The organism is Amycolatopsis sp. A133 (assembly GCF_031082405.1).
Classification (GTDB): Bacteria; Actinomycetota; Actinomycetes; order Mycobacteriales; family Pseudonocardiaceae; genus Amycolatopsis.
The window spans coordinates 18,949-32,787 of the sequence record NZ_JAVHJU010000057.1; the positions used below are offsets into that span (position 1 = coordinate 18,949).

At 73.4% G+C, this 13,839-nt stretch carries 14 protein-coding genes; 11 read left to right on the forward strand and 3 right to left on the reverse strand.

Annotated elements, in window-relative coordinates:
• The first annotated feature begins 79 nt into the window (after positions 1–79).
• The 4 genes from mshB (at position 80) to Q5425_RS32645 (ending at position 2,960) form a co-directional block, all read left to right on the forward strand.
• Positions 80–922 carry an N-acetyl-1-D-myo-inositol-2-amino-2-deoxy-alpha-D-glucopyranoside deacetylase gene (gene mshB / locus Q5425_RS32630; RefSeq protein WP_308676199.1) on the forward strand — a complete coding sequence of 281 codons (843 nt, stop codon included), beginning with the start codon at positions 80–82 and terminating at the stop codon, positions 920–922.
• Positions 919–1,311 (forward strand): hypothetical protein, encoded by a 393-nt coding sequence (locus Q5425_RS32635; protein WP_308676200.1) that lies wholly within the window; start codon positions 919–921, stop codon positions 1,309–1,311. Before mshB ends, Q5425_RS32635 begins: the two co-directional genes overlap by 4 nt.
• A complete protein-coding gene (locus Q5425_RS32640; protein WP_308676201.1) occupies positions 1,304–2,083 on the forward strand; it encodes a hypothetical protein in 780 nt (259 codons plus the stop codon). The genes Q5425_RS32635 and Q5425_RS32640 overlap by 8 nt, the downstream gene beginning before the upstream one ends.
• A 97-nt stretch (positions 2,084–2,180) precedes the next feature.
• Positions 2,181–2,960 (forward strand): hypothetical protein, encoded by a 780-nt coding sequence (locus Q5425_RS32645; protein WP_308676202.1) that lies wholly within the window; start codon positions 2,181–2,183, stop codon positions 2,958–2,960.
• Positions 2,961–2,989: 29 nt separating this feature from the next.
• On the opposite strand, the gene Q5425_RS32650 is transcribed toward Q5425_RS32645, so the two are convergent.
• On the reverse strand, positions 2,990–3,751 hold the full coding sequence (locus Q5425_RS32650) for a site-2 protease family protein (RefSeq protein WP_308676671.1): 762 nt from the start codon (positions 3,749–3,751) through the stop codon (positions 2,990–2,992).
• 264 nt (positions 3,752–4,015) lie between these two features.
• On the opposite strand from Q5425_RS32650, the gene Q5425_RS32655 reads away from it, so the two are divergent.
• Both Q5425_RS32655 and Q5425_RS32660 read left to right on the forward strand, forming a co-directional pair.
• Positions 4,016–4,303, forward strand: a complete 288-nt coding sequence (locus Q5425_RS32655) for a WhiB family transcriptional regulator (RefSeq protein WP_233225633.1) — start codon at positions 4,016–4,018, stop codon at positions 4,301–4,303.
• A 197-nt stretch (positions 4,304–4,500) separates the two neighbouring features.
• Positions 4,501–7,779: a glycosyltransferase family 2 protein gene (locus Q5425_RS32660; protein WP_308676203.1), complete on the forward strand. Its 3,279-nt coding sequence runs from the start codon at positions 4,501–4,503 to the stop codon at positions 7,777–7,779.
• A 165-nt stretch (positions 7,780–7,944) separates the two neighbouring features.
• Here the strand turns inward: Q5425_RS32660 and Q5425_RS32665 are convergent, their stop codons facing one another.
• Positions 7,945–8,409, reverse strand: a complete 465-nt coding sequence (locus tag Q5425_RS32665; RefSeq protein ID WP_167384899.1) for a metallopeptidase family protein — start codon at positions 8,407–8,409, stop codon at positions 7,945–7,947.
• An 80-nt stretch (positions 8,410–8,489) separates the two neighbouring features.
• On the opposite strand from Q5425_RS32665, the gene Q5425_RS32670 reads away from it, so the two are divergent.
• The 5 genes from Q5425_RS32670 to manA all read left to right on the forward strand — a co-directional run bounded on the left by Q5425_RS32670 (position 8,490) and on the right by manA (position 12,955).
• A complete protein-coding gene (locus Q5425_RS32670; RefSeq protein WP_308676204.1) occupies positions 8,490–8,846 on the forward strand; it encodes a DUF3499 domain-containing protein in 357 nt (118 codons plus the stop codon).
• Positions 8,847–8,927: 81 nt separating this feature from the next.
• Positions 8,928–10,283, forward strand: coding sequence for a phosphomannomutase/phosphoglucomutase (locus tag Q5425_RS32675; protein ID WP_308676205.1), 1,356 nt, complete (start codon positions 8,928–8,930; stop codon positions 10,281–10,283).
• A gap of 88 nt (positions 10,284–10,371) precedes the next feature.
• On the forward strand, positions 10,372–10,593 hold the full coding sequence (locus Q5425_RS32680) for a Trm112 family protein (RefSeq protein ID WP_308676206.1): 222 nt from the start codon (positions 10,372–10,374) through the stop codon (positions 10,591–10,593).
• Positions 10,577–11,671, forward strand: a complete 1,095-nt coding sequence (locus Q5425_RS32685) for a hypothetical protein (RefSeq protein WP_308676207.1) — start codon at positions 10,577–10,579, stop codon at positions 11,669–11,671. Before Q5425_RS32680 ends, Q5425_RS32685 begins: the two co-directional genes overlap by 17 nt.
• Positions 11,672–11,725: 54 nt before the next feature.
• The gene (gene manA, locus Q5425_RS32690) at positions 11,726–12,955 is read left to right on the forward strand and encodes a mannose-6-phosphate isomerase, class I (protein ID WP_308676672.1); all 1,230 of its coding nucleotides are present in this window, start codon (positions 11,726–11,728) and stop codon (positions 12,953–12,955) included.
• A 72-nt stretch (positions 12,956–13,027) separates the two neighbouring features.
• On the opposite strand, the gene Q5425_RS32695 is transcribed toward manA, so the two are convergent.
• Entirely contained in the window at positions 13,028–13,801 is a 774-nt protein-coding gene (locus tag Q5425_RS32695; RefSeq protein ID WP_308676208.1) for an ESX secretion-associated protein EspG, read from the reverse strand.
• Positions 13,802–13,839: the final 38 nt, after the last annotated feature.

Here is a 13,839-nt window from a genome sequence, read left to right on the forward strand (position 1 = left end):
ACGCGGCGGTCGCGACTCGCGCGAGGATAACCGAGGGTGTCCCCGACGAAGGTCGGAGCACGGGAATTACGCTCAACCCGTGATCTCCCCGGTATCGCGAAGGCTGCTGTTCGTCCACGCCCATCCCGACGACGAAAGCATCACCACCGGCGCCTCGATCGCACGATACGCCGCCGAAGGCGCCGAGGTGACCGTGGTGACCTGCACGCTGGGTGAGGAGGGCGAGGTCATGGCCGACCTCGGCGAGCTCGAGGGGCTGCGCGCCCACGCCGCGGATCAGCTGGGCGGCTACCGCGTCACCGAGCTGGCGGCCGCGTGCGCCGCGCTGGGGGTGTCACGGCATCGTTATCTGGGCGGGCTCGGCCGGTGGCGCGATTCGGGCATGGCGGGCACGCCGTCGGCGTCGCACCCGAGGGCGTTCACCGGCGGCACCGTGGCGGAGCAGGCCGCGCAGCTGGCGGAGCTCATCGACGAGGTCGGGGCCCAGGTCGTCGTCACCTACGACGCCTTCGGCGGCTACGGCCACCCCGACCACATCCGGGCCCACGAGATCACGATGGCGGCGGCGCCCCGCGCGCGCTCGGTGGAGCGGGTTTTCCACACGGTGGCGTCGCGGAGCGCGGTGCGTGCCGGGCTGGCCGCGTTGCGTGCGCACGACCCGATCTTCGACGTGCCGGCGGACGACGAGCTGCCCACGACGCCGGACGAAGAGATCACGACGGTGCTCGACGTCGCCGCGTACCTGCCCGCGAAGGTGGCGGCGCTGCGCGCGCACGCGACGCAGCTCGCGGTGCTCGACGACGAAGTGCCGTACTTCGCGCTCACGAACGAGATCGCCCAGCCGATCCTCGACCGCGACTTCTTCGTGCTCGCCCACGGCCCGGGCGAGGGTGCCGAGCACGACCTGTTCGGCGGGCTGTGACCGTGGACGAGCGGCTGACGCTCGAGCAGGGGCTGCTGCTCGCGCTGCTCACCGTGGACACGATGCTGTTCGCCCTGCTGGAGCTGTTCTTCCTGCCGCTGCGGATCGGGGTGGTCCCGGTGCCGGTGACGGTCCTCGTCGGCGCCGTCACCACGCCGTGGCTGGTGTGGACGACGGCGAAGCTGGTGCGGCCGGCGCTTTCGTGGGTACCCCTGGCGGTGTGGGTGCTCGTCGTGTTCGGGGTCGGCCTGCTGGGCCCGGGCGGTGACCTGGTGCTGATCCAGGACTGGCGGGCGTTGCTGTTGCTCGGCGCGAGCGCGCTGCCGGGCGCGATGGTGCTCGGCGGCGGGCCGCGCCGGGCGGTGGGAAGGGGACCGGGACGTGGGTGAGGCGATCTCCGACCGGCAGGTCGTGGCGGTGCTGCGGCCGTTCGTCCGCGCGTGCGGGCCGATGCTCGACGCACTGCGCGAGTCCGACCCGTTCGGCCTGCAGGCGCGCGCGGCGACCGATATGACCGGCGTCGAGTCCGGGCTGAAGGCGAAGCTGATCCACGGCGTGACGTCGGTGAAGGTGCCCGGCACGGCGGCGTGGGCGCGGATGACCGGTTACGACCGGTCGAGCTGGTGGATGAACCGCGTCGGCCGCTTCACGGCGCTGCTGACCGCGATCCCCGGCCTCGGCGGCGCACTGGCCGACCGGCTGCCGGTGCAGGACACGCTCGGCGCGGCATCGCAGGGCCTGCTGCTGTGCGCGATCGCGGGCGAGTACGGCGTCACCGACGTAGGCACGCGGGTGCGGCTCATCGCGTGGGTGCTCTTCGAGCGCGAGATCGACCCCGAGCTGGCGGCGGGCAAGCACGCGGAGCACGACGAAGCGGCCGAGGCGAACGAAGCGGCGAAGCTGACCGAGGAACTGAGAGAGTCGGAGAAGAAGCACGGCAAGGCCACGGTCAAGGCGGCGGGCCGCACCCTGTGGCGCCTCGGCCGCGGCCTCCTCGGCATCACGGGCGAACTGGAGAAGCGCCCCCGCGGCAACCTGTTCCACCGGGCGGTCGGGATGTTGCCGGTGGTGGGTGCGGCGGGTGATTACTTCGGGGAGCGGTCGGGGTTGCGGGTGGTTTGGAAGCGTGCGCACGTCTGGTTGACCGAGCACCGGAGCTGATCTTCCGCCGCGCGGAGGCCGTAACAAGGCCGGGCCCGGTGCCGACTACGGCCAAGCCCGGCGCACCGGCGCCGGATCCGGCGCCGGAAGGAACACCGTGACGATCTCCGACGGGCAACTCGTGGCCGTGCTGCGGCCGTTCGTGCGTGCGTGCGGGCCCGTGCTCGACTCCCTCCGGGACGCCGACCCCTTCGGGTTGCGGGCGCGGGCCGACACCGACCTCGCCGGCGTCGAGTCCGGCCTGAAGGCGAAGCTGCTCAACGGCGTGACGTCGGTGAAGGTGCCCGGCACCGACGCCTGGGCGCAGATGACCGGCTACGACCGGTCCAGCTGGTGGATGAACCGCGTCGGCCGCTTCACCGCACTGCTGACCGCGGTCCCCGGCCTCGGCGGCGCGCTCGCCGATCGGGTGCCCGTGCAGGACACCGTCGGTGCCGCCTCGCAGGGGCTGCTGCTGTGTGCGATCGCGGGCGAGTACGGCGTCACGGACGTCGGCACGCGGGTGCGGCTGATCGCCTCCGTGCTGTTCGGCCGGGACATCCCGCCCGGGCTCGCCGCGGGCCACGACGAAGCCGCCGAGGCCGTCGCCGCGGACCGGCTGACCGAGGACCTCGCCGCGTCGGAACGAAAGCACGGCAAGGCGACGGTCAACGCCGCCGCGGGCACGCTCTGGCGGCTCGGCCGGAGCCTGGGCGAGATCACCGGGGAACTCGGGAAGCGGCCGCGCGGGCGCATGCTGCAACGCGCGATCGGCAAGGTGCCGGTCGTCGGCGTGGCGGGGAACTACCTGAGTGAGGGGTCGGGGTTGCGCGAAGCGTGGCAGCGGGCGCACGGGTGGCTGACCGAGCACGCGCCGCCGGCCACGGCACCACGCTGATCATTCCCGCGCGGTGCCCGCGGCAAACCTCAGTTCCAGAACTGGAAGACGCTGAAGCCGATCTTCGCGCCGTCCACGTACCCGCCGAAGGCGTTGAAGATGGCGTAGGCGCCGTCCCACAGCGCGTTGTTCGCCGGGCGGAAGAACCACAGGATCGCGAACAGGACGAGCGGTGCCCACGGGCGCACGCGCGCGCCGAACTCGCGCGCCTGCGGGGGTAGGTACGGCTCGATCGCGCCCCAGCCGTCGAGACCCGGGATCGGGAGGATGTTGAGGATGAACGTCACCACCTGCAGCAGCGCCAGGTAGGACATCGCGATCACCAGGCCGCCCGCCATCGGGACGAGCGCGACCACCAGCGCCAGCGCCGCGCCGACCGCGAGGTTGCTCAGCGGGCCGGCCAGCGACACCCACGACGACGTCCCGCGCGAGCGCAGCGCCCCGCGGTTGATCCAGACCGCGCCGCCGGGCAGCGGGATGCCGCCGATGATCAGGAAGACCAGCGGCAGGACGATCGAGAGGACAGGATCGGTGTACTTCCGCACGTCCAGGGTCAGGTAACCCTTGTGGGCGACGCTGTAGTCACCGCCGCGGTAGGCGACCATCGCGTGCCCGAATTCGTGCAGCGACAGCGACGCCACCCAGCCGGCGGCGACGAAGATCACCACACCCGCGATGAGCAGCGGATCGCGGTCGCGGACAAAAACGGTGGTGATGTCACCGAACGCGGCCATGGCGCCACCGGCGGCGGTGAGCGCGAGGATGCCGAGGAAGACCGGGCTGGGGCGCACTGCTGACTTCTGCACGTGCTCCAGTCTTCCGTATGCCCGGTGTGAAGTTACCGGCGTGTCCCCTTGCGCGATCGGGCTCGAACGTCCCCCGAACTCGCTACTCCGCTTGACCTGACCGCACTACACGGGTGTAATCACAGTGATGTCATTCGCCGCCGAGAGGGGACGGCGAGTGTCGTTTCACCACCGCCAGCCTGGGGAGTGCTAGGGAGCGAGGAGGCGGACGTGCGGTTGGAAGCCGATGGGAAGGAATGGGGGCACGTCATGAGTTGGGGCGAGATCCCGGAGCAGGCTCTGGGAGATCTCACCGAGCTCATCGATGTCACCGAAGAAGAGCAGGATTGGCAGGAACGCGCCCTGTGCGCGCAGACGGACCCGGAGGCGTTCTTCCCCGAGAAGGGCGGCTCCACCCGCGAAGCCAAGCGGATTTGCCTGGGCTGCGAGGTCAAGGACGAGTGCCTTGAGTACGCGCTGGCCCACGACGAGCGCTTCGGCATCTGGGGCGGTCTGTCCGAGCGGGAGCGCCGGAAGCTGAAGAAGCGAGCCGTCTGAGGGGTCCGCGGGCCGAGTTCGTTCGCGAGCGGGTGCTCGCGGCGAAGTGTGTTCGCGGAACGCAGTCAGCTCTCCTAGTCGTCACCGTTGCGCCCACGTGGTTCCACCGCGTGGGCGCACGGCGTGGGTTCACCATCGGGTGACGGACCGGGGCCGTAGGGTGGCCGCACCGACTGCCGCCTGATCAGGAGCGTTCGTTGCCCCGCACCGCCGCGCCGCCCGTCCCGCGCACCGCGCCCGTTCTGGCCATTGTGGTCTGTCACAACGGCGAAAACTGGCTGCCGCTGGCGCTTTCTTCGTTGCGCCGCAGCACTGTGCGGCCCCGGTACGTGCTCGCCGTGGACACCGGCTCCACCGACGCCACCCCGCGGCTGCTCGCCGACGCGGCCGGCGATCCCGGCCCGGGCTCGTCTCCCGTGCTCTCCGGCGTCATAACGCTTCCGGGTGACACCGGCTTCGCCGCCGCGGTCGCCGAAGCCGTCCGGCACGCGACCGAGCGGTGGGGCGACGACCCCGGATCGTGGCTGTGGCTGCTGCACGACGACTGCGCGCCCGAGCGCGACTGCCTCGAGCAGCTGCTGGCCGTCGCCACAAAAACGCCGTCGGCCACCGTGCTCGGCCCGCTCGGCCTCGACTGGACCGACCCGCGGCTGATCGTCGAAGCCGGACTGTCCACCGACGCCTCCGGCCACCGCCAGCAGGTCGGCGCGACCGGCGAAGACCCGGTGGAGGTGCTCGCCGTGCCCAGCGCGGGCGCGCTCGTGCGCCGCGACGCCTGGGACTCCCTCGGCGGCTTCGACCCCGATTTCCCGTTGCTGCGCGAAGATCTCGACTTCGGCTGGCGGGCGAACGCCGCCGGCGGGATGGTCCTGTCCGTGCCGGTCGCCCGCGTGCGGCACGCCCGCGCCCTCACCACCGGGCGGCGGACGGCGGACGCGCTGCCCGGCCCGCTGCCCGCCGCCAACCGCGCCCACGGGCTGCGCGTGTTCCTGGTGAACTGCTCGCCGTTTTCCTTCTGGCTGGGCATGATCCGGCTCCCGCTCCTCGCGGTGCTGCGCGCACTCGCCTTCGTCCTGCTGCGCCGGACCGGGGAAGCGCGGGCCGAGCTCGCTGCCACCGCGTACCTCCTCAGTGGACGCGGCGGATTGCGCGCCGCGCGCACCCGGCGACGGCGGAATCCGCGGCCCGGCACGGTTCGCGGGCTCTTCACCGGCCGCTGGACACGGCTGCGCAACGCCGTGCGCGCCGGCGTCGTCGGCCTGGTGCGCCGCGGTGTCGAGAACGACGTCGCCCTCGGCCGGGTGCCCGAGACCGTCGAAACCGAGTCGGCGTGGGTGACGCCGGAAGCGCTCGACGCCCGCGAGAACCGTCCGGTCGGCCCCGACGCCCTGCCCGCCGGCGCGTTGCGCGGTGTCAGCGCACGCGGGTCCGGGCTGCGCCGGCCCGGCACGCTCGTCGCCGTCGCGTTGCCGGAAACCGCGGCACCGGTGGCCGAAGACACCCCGGATACCGAAGAGCCGGAAGCCGCCGCGGAACCGGAGCTCGTCTTCGTCGAGGTGAACCGCCGCAGGGTGCTCGCGGCCACGGTCTTCGCGCCGCCCGTGGTCCTGCTCGTCGTGCTGACCGCGCTCGGCCTGTTCGTCAACCGCGCCCGGCTCGGCCTCGACGTCTTCGGCGGCAAGCTGCTGCCCGTCGGCGGGCTGGGAGAGCTCTGGTCGGCGTACCTGGCGCCGTGGCACGCGATCGCGGGCGGCACCGGCGCTCCCGCGTCGGCCACCCTGCCGGTGCTCGGCACGCTCGGCGCGGTGTTCGCGCCGATCGGCGGCCCGGCCGCGCTGGTCGCCGTGCTGCTCCTCGGCGACATCCCGCTGGCCGCGTTGAGCGCGTACGCGGCGACGCGGCGGCTTCGCGTGCGCCGCTGGGTCCGCGCCGTCGTCGCCGCGACGTACGCGCTGCTGCCGGCTGCGACCGCCGGCGTGGCGCAGGGCCGGCTCGACGTCGTCGTGGTGCACCTGGTGCTGCCGCCGGTCGCGGCGGGCATCGCCGGGTTGCTGATCCGCGCGGACACGCGCTGGCTGCACGTTTCCGCGCTGTCGGCGTTCGGGGTGGCGCTGCTCGGCGCGTTTTCGCCGCTGGCGCACGGGCTCGCGCTCGCCGGGCTGCTGATCGGGTTCGTCGTGCTGCCCGCGCCGACCGGGCTGGCGCGCCGGATCGCGTCGGTCGGCATCGTGGTGCTGCTGCCGCTGGCGCTGCTGCTGCCGTGGCCGACCGTGCTGCTGAAGCACCCGGGCCTGCTCGCCCACGGGCTCGGCGGCGCGGCTCCGGGGGTCTCCGGCACCGATCTGGCCGGGCTCGACCCGGGCGGGCCGGGTGCCTGGCCCCTCGGCGTCGCGGTGATCGCGGCGGCGCTGGTGGCCGTGGTCGTCCGGCCGACGAAGCTCGCCGCCGGCGGGTTCGCGCTGGCGGCGCTGGGCGCGGGCGGGCTGGTGCTGGTCCGGCTGGTCACCGCGACGCCGTTGCCGGGCGGTGCCCCGGCGCACGGCTTCGCGGGCGTGCCGCTGCTGATCGTCGGCGCCGGGTTGCTGTGGGTCGTGCTCGGGTCGTGGCAGCGCGGTGGTTCGGCCGGGGTGCCGGCGACGTGGCTGCCGAAGGTGCTGGCCGTGGCCGGCGTGGCGGTGTTCCTGGCGCTGGCGGCCGGCGCGCTGGTGGTCGGCTCGCAGGGGCCGCTGCGCGCCGGTGACCGGCCCGCGCTGGCCCCGGAGGTCGCGGCCGAGCTGGCCGCGTCCGGCCGGTCGGTGCTCGACCTGGCGCCGGACGCGACCCGGCAGACCGGCGGCCGGTTGCCGCACTACGGCGACGACGAGCTGGCCCCGACGCCCGGCACCCCGGCCCGGCTCGCGGCGTGGCGCCGCGAACTCGGCCAAGGCGACGCCGCGTCGGTGCAGGCCGTCGTGGCGGCGGCCGCGGCCGCGGGCGTTCAGTTCGTGGTGCTGCCGCCCGGCGTCGACCCCCAGGCGTACCCGCCGCTGGCGAAGGACCTGCTCTCGGTGGCCGCGCCGACGTCCGACGGCCGGGGCGTGCTCCGCCTGCTCCCCGCGGCGGGCCAGGTGATCTTGATCTCGCCGGAACAGGCGAAGGCGGCGGTCACGGGCGGCGGTGCGCCGGGCAACGCGCCCGGCGTCGCACCGGTGCGGGCGGACCTGCCGGACGTGCGGGTGCGGGTCTCGGACGGCCCCACCGGACGCCTGCTGGTGCTGGCCGCGGAGCAGGAAGCGGGCTGGAAGGCGGCGGTGGGCGGCAAGGCGGTGCCGATCGTGCCGGCGTGGGGCCACCAGGTGGCGGTCTCGGTGCCACCGGCGTCGTCGGAGGTGACGCTGGAGTACCCGGGAACGGAACGAAACCTGCTCCTGCTGGCCCAGCTGGCGGCGGCTTTGTTCACCCTCCTGACAGCAGTCCCGTCCCGCCACCGCCCCTGAACGGAAGCGGAGCTTTCACGTGAAAGCTCCGCCTGGGCGGCTCGCGAGAGCGCCACTTTCCCTACGAAAGTGACGCCCGAAGTGCTTGAGACGCCACTTTCCCTACGAAAGTGACGCCTCGGGGGGCTTGAAGCGGCACTTTCCCTATGAAAGTGGCGGTTAGGGCTACTCGCCTTCGATTACGTCCGGCTCTACGCCCAGGTAGCCCGCCACCTGCTCGACCAGCACGTCGTGGACCAGCTCGGCCAGCTCGGACGGGTCCTTCGCCCGTGCCTCCAGCGGCCGCCGGTAGAGCACGATCCGGGCCCGCGTCGGCAGGCCCGTGCGGTCGACGCCCGCCGGGACCAGCCGGGACAGCGGGACCGCGCCGTCGTGCAGGACGCCGTCCGCCGGGGCGTGACCGTTCTCACGGACCTCGGGCACGTCGTCGACCGCCACGTCGAGCTTCGTCAGCTCGTGGCGCCAGCGGGCTTCGATCGGCTCCAGTGCGTCGAGCACCAGCGCGTCGAAGCGTTCCGCACGGCTCGCGGCGGCGGGCAGGGTCGCCGGATACAGCGTCCCGCGCAGGCCCCGGCCGTGCCGGTCCCGTCGCGAGCGCCGCCGCTGTCGGTAGTCACGAGCCGTCGCCACGTCCGGAAGTCTATGCGGTCGGCGCGTCTCAGCGCGTGTCGCTCCTACGACCTTGCGGCGACGCGCTATCGTTTCGTTTCGTGCGGAGCGTACGGAAGTGTTCGCGTACTGGCTGTCTCGAGCCAGCTGTGGCCACGCTGACGTATGCGTACAGCGACTCCACCGCCGTCGTCGGCCCGCTGGCCACCGCCTCCGAGCCGCACTCTTACGACCTCTGCGAAGCCCACGCGCTGCGGCTGACCGTCCCGAAGGGCTGGGAAGTCGTCCGGCACGAAGGCGCCTTCGCCGCTCCGGACCCGTCGGCCGACGAGCTGACCGCGCTGGCCGAGGCCGTGCGCGAGGCCGGCCGCCCCGGTAAGCCCACGCCGCCCGCGCCGGAGCCGGAGGGCCCGTCCGGGCGCCGCGGCCACCTGCGTGTCCTGCCCGGTCGCGCCTGAACGCGTAACCCACTCACCTCGCCGGTAGGCTTTCCGCGCGGCGCAGCGGGCGCCAGTGACGACTAATCGCGGGGAGACGGCGTGCCAGACCTTTCGGGCATCGTGAAGGCCTACGACATTCGCGGCGTGGTCGGCGAGCAGCTCGACGCGGACCTCGTCCGCGACTTCGGCGCCGCGTTCGCCCTGCTCATCAAGCCGGAGGCGCCGTCGGTGGTGATCGGCCACGACATGCGCGACTCCTCGCCGGGGCTGGCGGCCGCGTTCGCCGAGGGCGTCACCTCGCAGGGCCTCGACGTGGTCAGCATCGGGCTGGCCAGCACCGACCAGCTGTACTTCGCGTCGGGTTCGCTGAACATGCCGGGCGCGATGTTCACCGCCAGCCACAACCCGGCGAAGTACAACGGCATCAAGCTGTGCCGCGCCGGTGCCTCCCCGGTCGGCCAGGACACCGGGCTGGCCGAGATCCGCGACACGGTCGAGCAGGGCGTGCCCGAGTTCGAGGGCCAGCGCGGCTCGATCACCGAGCGGGACGTCCTCGCCGACTACGCCGCCTACCTGCGCAACCTCGTCGACCTGTCGGGCAGCCGGCCGCTGAAGATCGTGGTCGACGCCGGCAACGGCATGGGCGGGCACACCGTCCCCACCGTCTTCGACGGGCTCCCGATCGACGTCGTGCCGATGTACTTCGAGCTCGACGGCAGCTTCCCGAACCACGAGGCCAACCCGCTCGACCCGGCGAACATCGTCGACCTGCAGGCGAAGGTGCGCGAGGTCGGCGCGGACGCCGGCATCGCCTTCGACGGCGACGCCGACCGCTGCTTCATCGTCGACGAGCGCGGTGAGCCGGTTTCGCCGAGCGCGATCACCGCGCTGGTCGCCGTCCGCGAGCTGGCGAAGGACCCGGGCGGCACGGTCATCCACAACCTGATCACGTCCAAGGGCGTGCCGGAGATCGTCGCCGAGCACGGCGGCAAGCCGGTCCGCACCCGCGTCGGGCACTCGTTCATCAAGGCCGAGATGGCCCGCACCGGCGCCATCTTCGGCGGCGAGCACTCCGCGCACTACTACTTCCGCGACTTCTGGCGCGCCGACACCGGCATGCTGGCGGCGCTGCACGTGCTGGCCGCGCTCGGCGAGCAGGACGGCCCGCTGTCCGACCTGACCAGCGCGTACTCGCGCTACGCGGCGTCGGGGGAGATCAACTCCACGGTCGACGACCAGGTCGCGAAGATGATGGCCGTCAAGGACAGCTTCGGCACCCGCTCCGGCGTCGAGCTCGACGAGCTGGACGGCCTCACCGTGCAGCTGCCGGGCGGCGCCTGGTTCAACCTGCGCCCGTCGAACACCGAACCGCTGCTCCGGCTGAACGTCGAAGCCGCGAACGCGGAGGCCGTGCAGGGACTGGTGGACGAAGTACTGGCGATCATCCGCAGCTGACCCCGTCCACGGTGAAGGGCGGGCCGCGGGGCCGAACTGTGTCCTGAAGTGCCCTTCACCACACCTTCTCGCGTGGTAGGGAGGAACCATGGCCATCACGCTCGACGCCCAGCTCCTCGAGATCCTGGCGTGCCCGTCGCCGGATCACGCCCCGTTGCGCCCCGGCGCGCCGGACGACCCCGAGGCCGACGCGCTGACCTGCACGGAGTGCGGCCGGGTGTACCCGGTCCGGGACGGCATCCCGGTCCTGCTCCTGGACGAGGCGACGGTCCCCGGAGACCACGGAAGCTCCGATGCCGACAGTGCTTGACGACACGCTGCTCGACGACCCCGCGCGGCTGGCCGAGGCCGACAGCGCGGGGCTGCTCCGAGCGGCCGCGATGGCCGGCGCCCAGGTGCGGGCGACCGCCGAGCTGGCCGCGGAGCTGGAGCTGTCCGAGCGGCTCGACATGGGCCGCCCGCGTGCCGTCGTGCTCATCGACCGGCCGGGGGTGAGCCGCACGCTCACGCGGCTGCTCGCCGCCCTGCTGGCGCCGTCGTGCCCGGTCCCCGTGGTCGTCGCCGAGGTGGTGCCGAGCTGGATCGGCGCGCTCGACGTCGTCTTCGCGCACACCGACGACCCCGGTGACCGCGAGCTGGCCGCTTCGCTGGAGCGCGCTGCCCGCTACGGGGCTTCGGTGGTGCTTTCCGGGCCGTCGGAAGGCCCGGTGGCGGCCGCCGTGGCGGGCAAGGGCATCCTGCTGGCGCCGCGCATCCCGGTGCCGCCGGAGCTGGCGTTCCCGCGCGGCCTGGCCGCCGGGCTGCTCACCGCGAACGCGCTGGGCCTGCTGATCTCCGACGTCCAAGCGCTCGCCGATCAGCTGGACCTCGAAGCCGAGAAGGACTACCTGGCCCGCGATTCGTTCGCGAACCCGGCCAAGGCGCTCGCGCTGCGGGTGGCCGACCGCGTGCCGCTGCTGTGGGGCCTGGACCCGGTCGCGGTCGCCGTCGGCGAACACGCTGCGCACGCGTTCGCCGCCCACGCGGCTACGGTGTGCGACGTCGAAGACTATCGTCAGGCCCTGGCGCGCCCCGCGTTGCGGCGGGCGGCGCAATCAGGTGGCGCGGAGCGTGACATCTTCGCCGATCCGGACGATCCCTCTGGTGACATCCCCACCCGGGTGCTGCTGCTCTCGGTGCGGACCGGTCCGGCCACGGACGCGGCGCGCTACCAGGCCGAGGATCTGCTGCCGGGTGCGGACGTCATCGCGCCGGCCGAGGAGATCGAGGCCGACGAAATCGTGCGGGCCGCGGTGCTGGCACTGCGGTTCGAACTGGCGGCGGTCTATCTCGGGCTGGCGGCGGGCAGCATCGGCGGCGCGGGCCGCTTCGAGCCCGTGACGGCGTGAGACCCGCCGAGCACCGGCCCCGGCCGGCGCCGAAGGAGTGGAGTTGAGGTGACAGTGGAGCTGCTGCGCAACGCGGTGCGGCCCTACGCCTGGGGATCGCGGACGGCGATCCCCGAGCTGCTGGGCCGTCCGGTACCCGCGCCGCACCCCGAGGCCGAGCTGTGGATGGGTGCCCACCCGGGCGACCCGTCACACGTCATCGGCCCCGACGGGACCGAGCGGAGCCTGCTCGAGCTGGTGGACGCCGACCCGGTGACCCAGCTCGGCGAGCGCTGCGCGAAGCGGTGGGGCGGGCGGCTCCCGTTCCTGTTGAAGATCCTCGCGGCGGAGGAGCCGCTGTCGATGCAGGCGCACCCGTCGGCGGCCCAGGCCGCGGAGGGCCACGCCCGCGAGGAGCGGCTGGGCATCCCGCGGGACGCGTCGAACCGCAACTACCCGGATCCGACGGCGAAACCGGAGCTGGTCTGCGCGCTGACGGAGTTCCACGCGCTGGCGGGGTTCCGCACCCCGGACCGCACGGTGAAGCTGCTGAAGGCCATTGAGACGCCCGGGCTGGCGAACTACACCGGGCTGCTGGAAGCGCAGCCGGACCCGTCCGGGCTGCGGGCGCTGTTCACGACGTGGATCACGCTGCCGCAGTCGTCGCTGGACAAGCTGCTGCCGGAGGTGCTCGACGCCTGCATCCGGCACGTCCAGGAGCACGGGGAGTTCGCGGTCGAGTGCCGGACGATCCTGGAGCTGGGCGAGGCCCACCCGCGGGACGCGGGCGTGCTGGCGGCGTTGCTGCTGAACCGCCTGACGCTGCGCGCGGGCGAGGCGATCTACCTCCCGGCCGGCAACCTGCACCTGTACCTGCACGGCACGGCCGTGGAGATCCTGGCGAACTCGGACAACATCCTGCGGTGCGGCCTGACGCCGAAGCACGTCGACGTCCCGGAGCTGCTGCGGGTCGTGGACTTCGCGTGCGGCGAGATGCCGGTCCAGTGCGGTGACGAGGGCGGCCGGATGGCGGTCTACCGCACGGACGCGCCGGAGTTCGAGCTCTCGCGCGTGGAGTGGGCCGCGGGCCAGGACGACGAGATCCCGGTCGACAGCGTCGGCCCCCAGATCCTGCTGTGCACGGCGGGCGACCTGCTGGTGACGGCGGACGACGGCGAGAAGGTCGAGCTGCGCCGCGGCCAGTCGGTGTGGCTGCCGGCGGCGGACCCCCCGGTCAAGATCCGCCCCGTGGGCGGAGCCCGCGCCCAGCTGTTCCGAGCCACCGCGGGAACCTGCGAAGACTGACCCCAAGCCGTCGTGAGTGGTAAGGCGGGTTCTAACCCGCCTTACCACTCACGACCAGCCGCGGGAGACTGCTCAGTGGACGTCGTCGACCATGCGCGCCAGGCGGTCGGCGAGCCGGGCGCCGTCGGCGGGGGTCACCGTCACCCACGGCTCACCGCCCACGTCCTCCGGGGTCACCGCGTACCGGCCGGCCGCCGTGTCGAACCACGCCAGCACCGGGCTCCGGCCCGTCGGGCCGGTCGCCGCCAGCTGGCCGGCCGCGTACCGCTGCGCCGTCACCAGCGTCGCCAGCGGACGGACCGCGCGGCCGGTGATCCCGGCCGTGCTCAGCGCCCGCTCGAACGCGTCGTACCCGCTGCGCGCGTACGCGTCCATCGCCGCCGAATACGCCGCGCGCGGCAGCCGCAGCTGGTCACCCGGACCCGCGTCGAGGTCGCCCACCATCCGGGCCACCGCGGGGACCAGGTCGTCCGGGCGCACCGGCTCCAGCACCAGGTCGCGGTCGTCCAGCACCGCGAGCACCCCGGCGCCGTCCCGCGCCGCCGCGAGCAGCCGCCACGGCGCTTCACCCAGCACCACCCCGTCGACGCTCACCGTCGGCGAACCCAGCAGCACGAGCAGGTCCGCCAGCTCGGGGCCGACGTCGTCGCCGTCCGTGAATCCCGCCTCGGCGAGGCCGGCGAACACCTGGACGCCCAGGTCGTCGCGTTCGGCGTGCGTCGCGCCGTGCGACGGCACGTCGAACGGGTACGGCGGCGGCCCGCCCGGTCCCAGGTCCTCCCAGAGGAGATCGAATTCCAGATGCGACAGGATCACTCCCGCCGCCGTCGCGGTGCGCCGCGCCATGGTCCCCCTTCCCGTGCCGGGCGGCCGGCGTCCGGCAC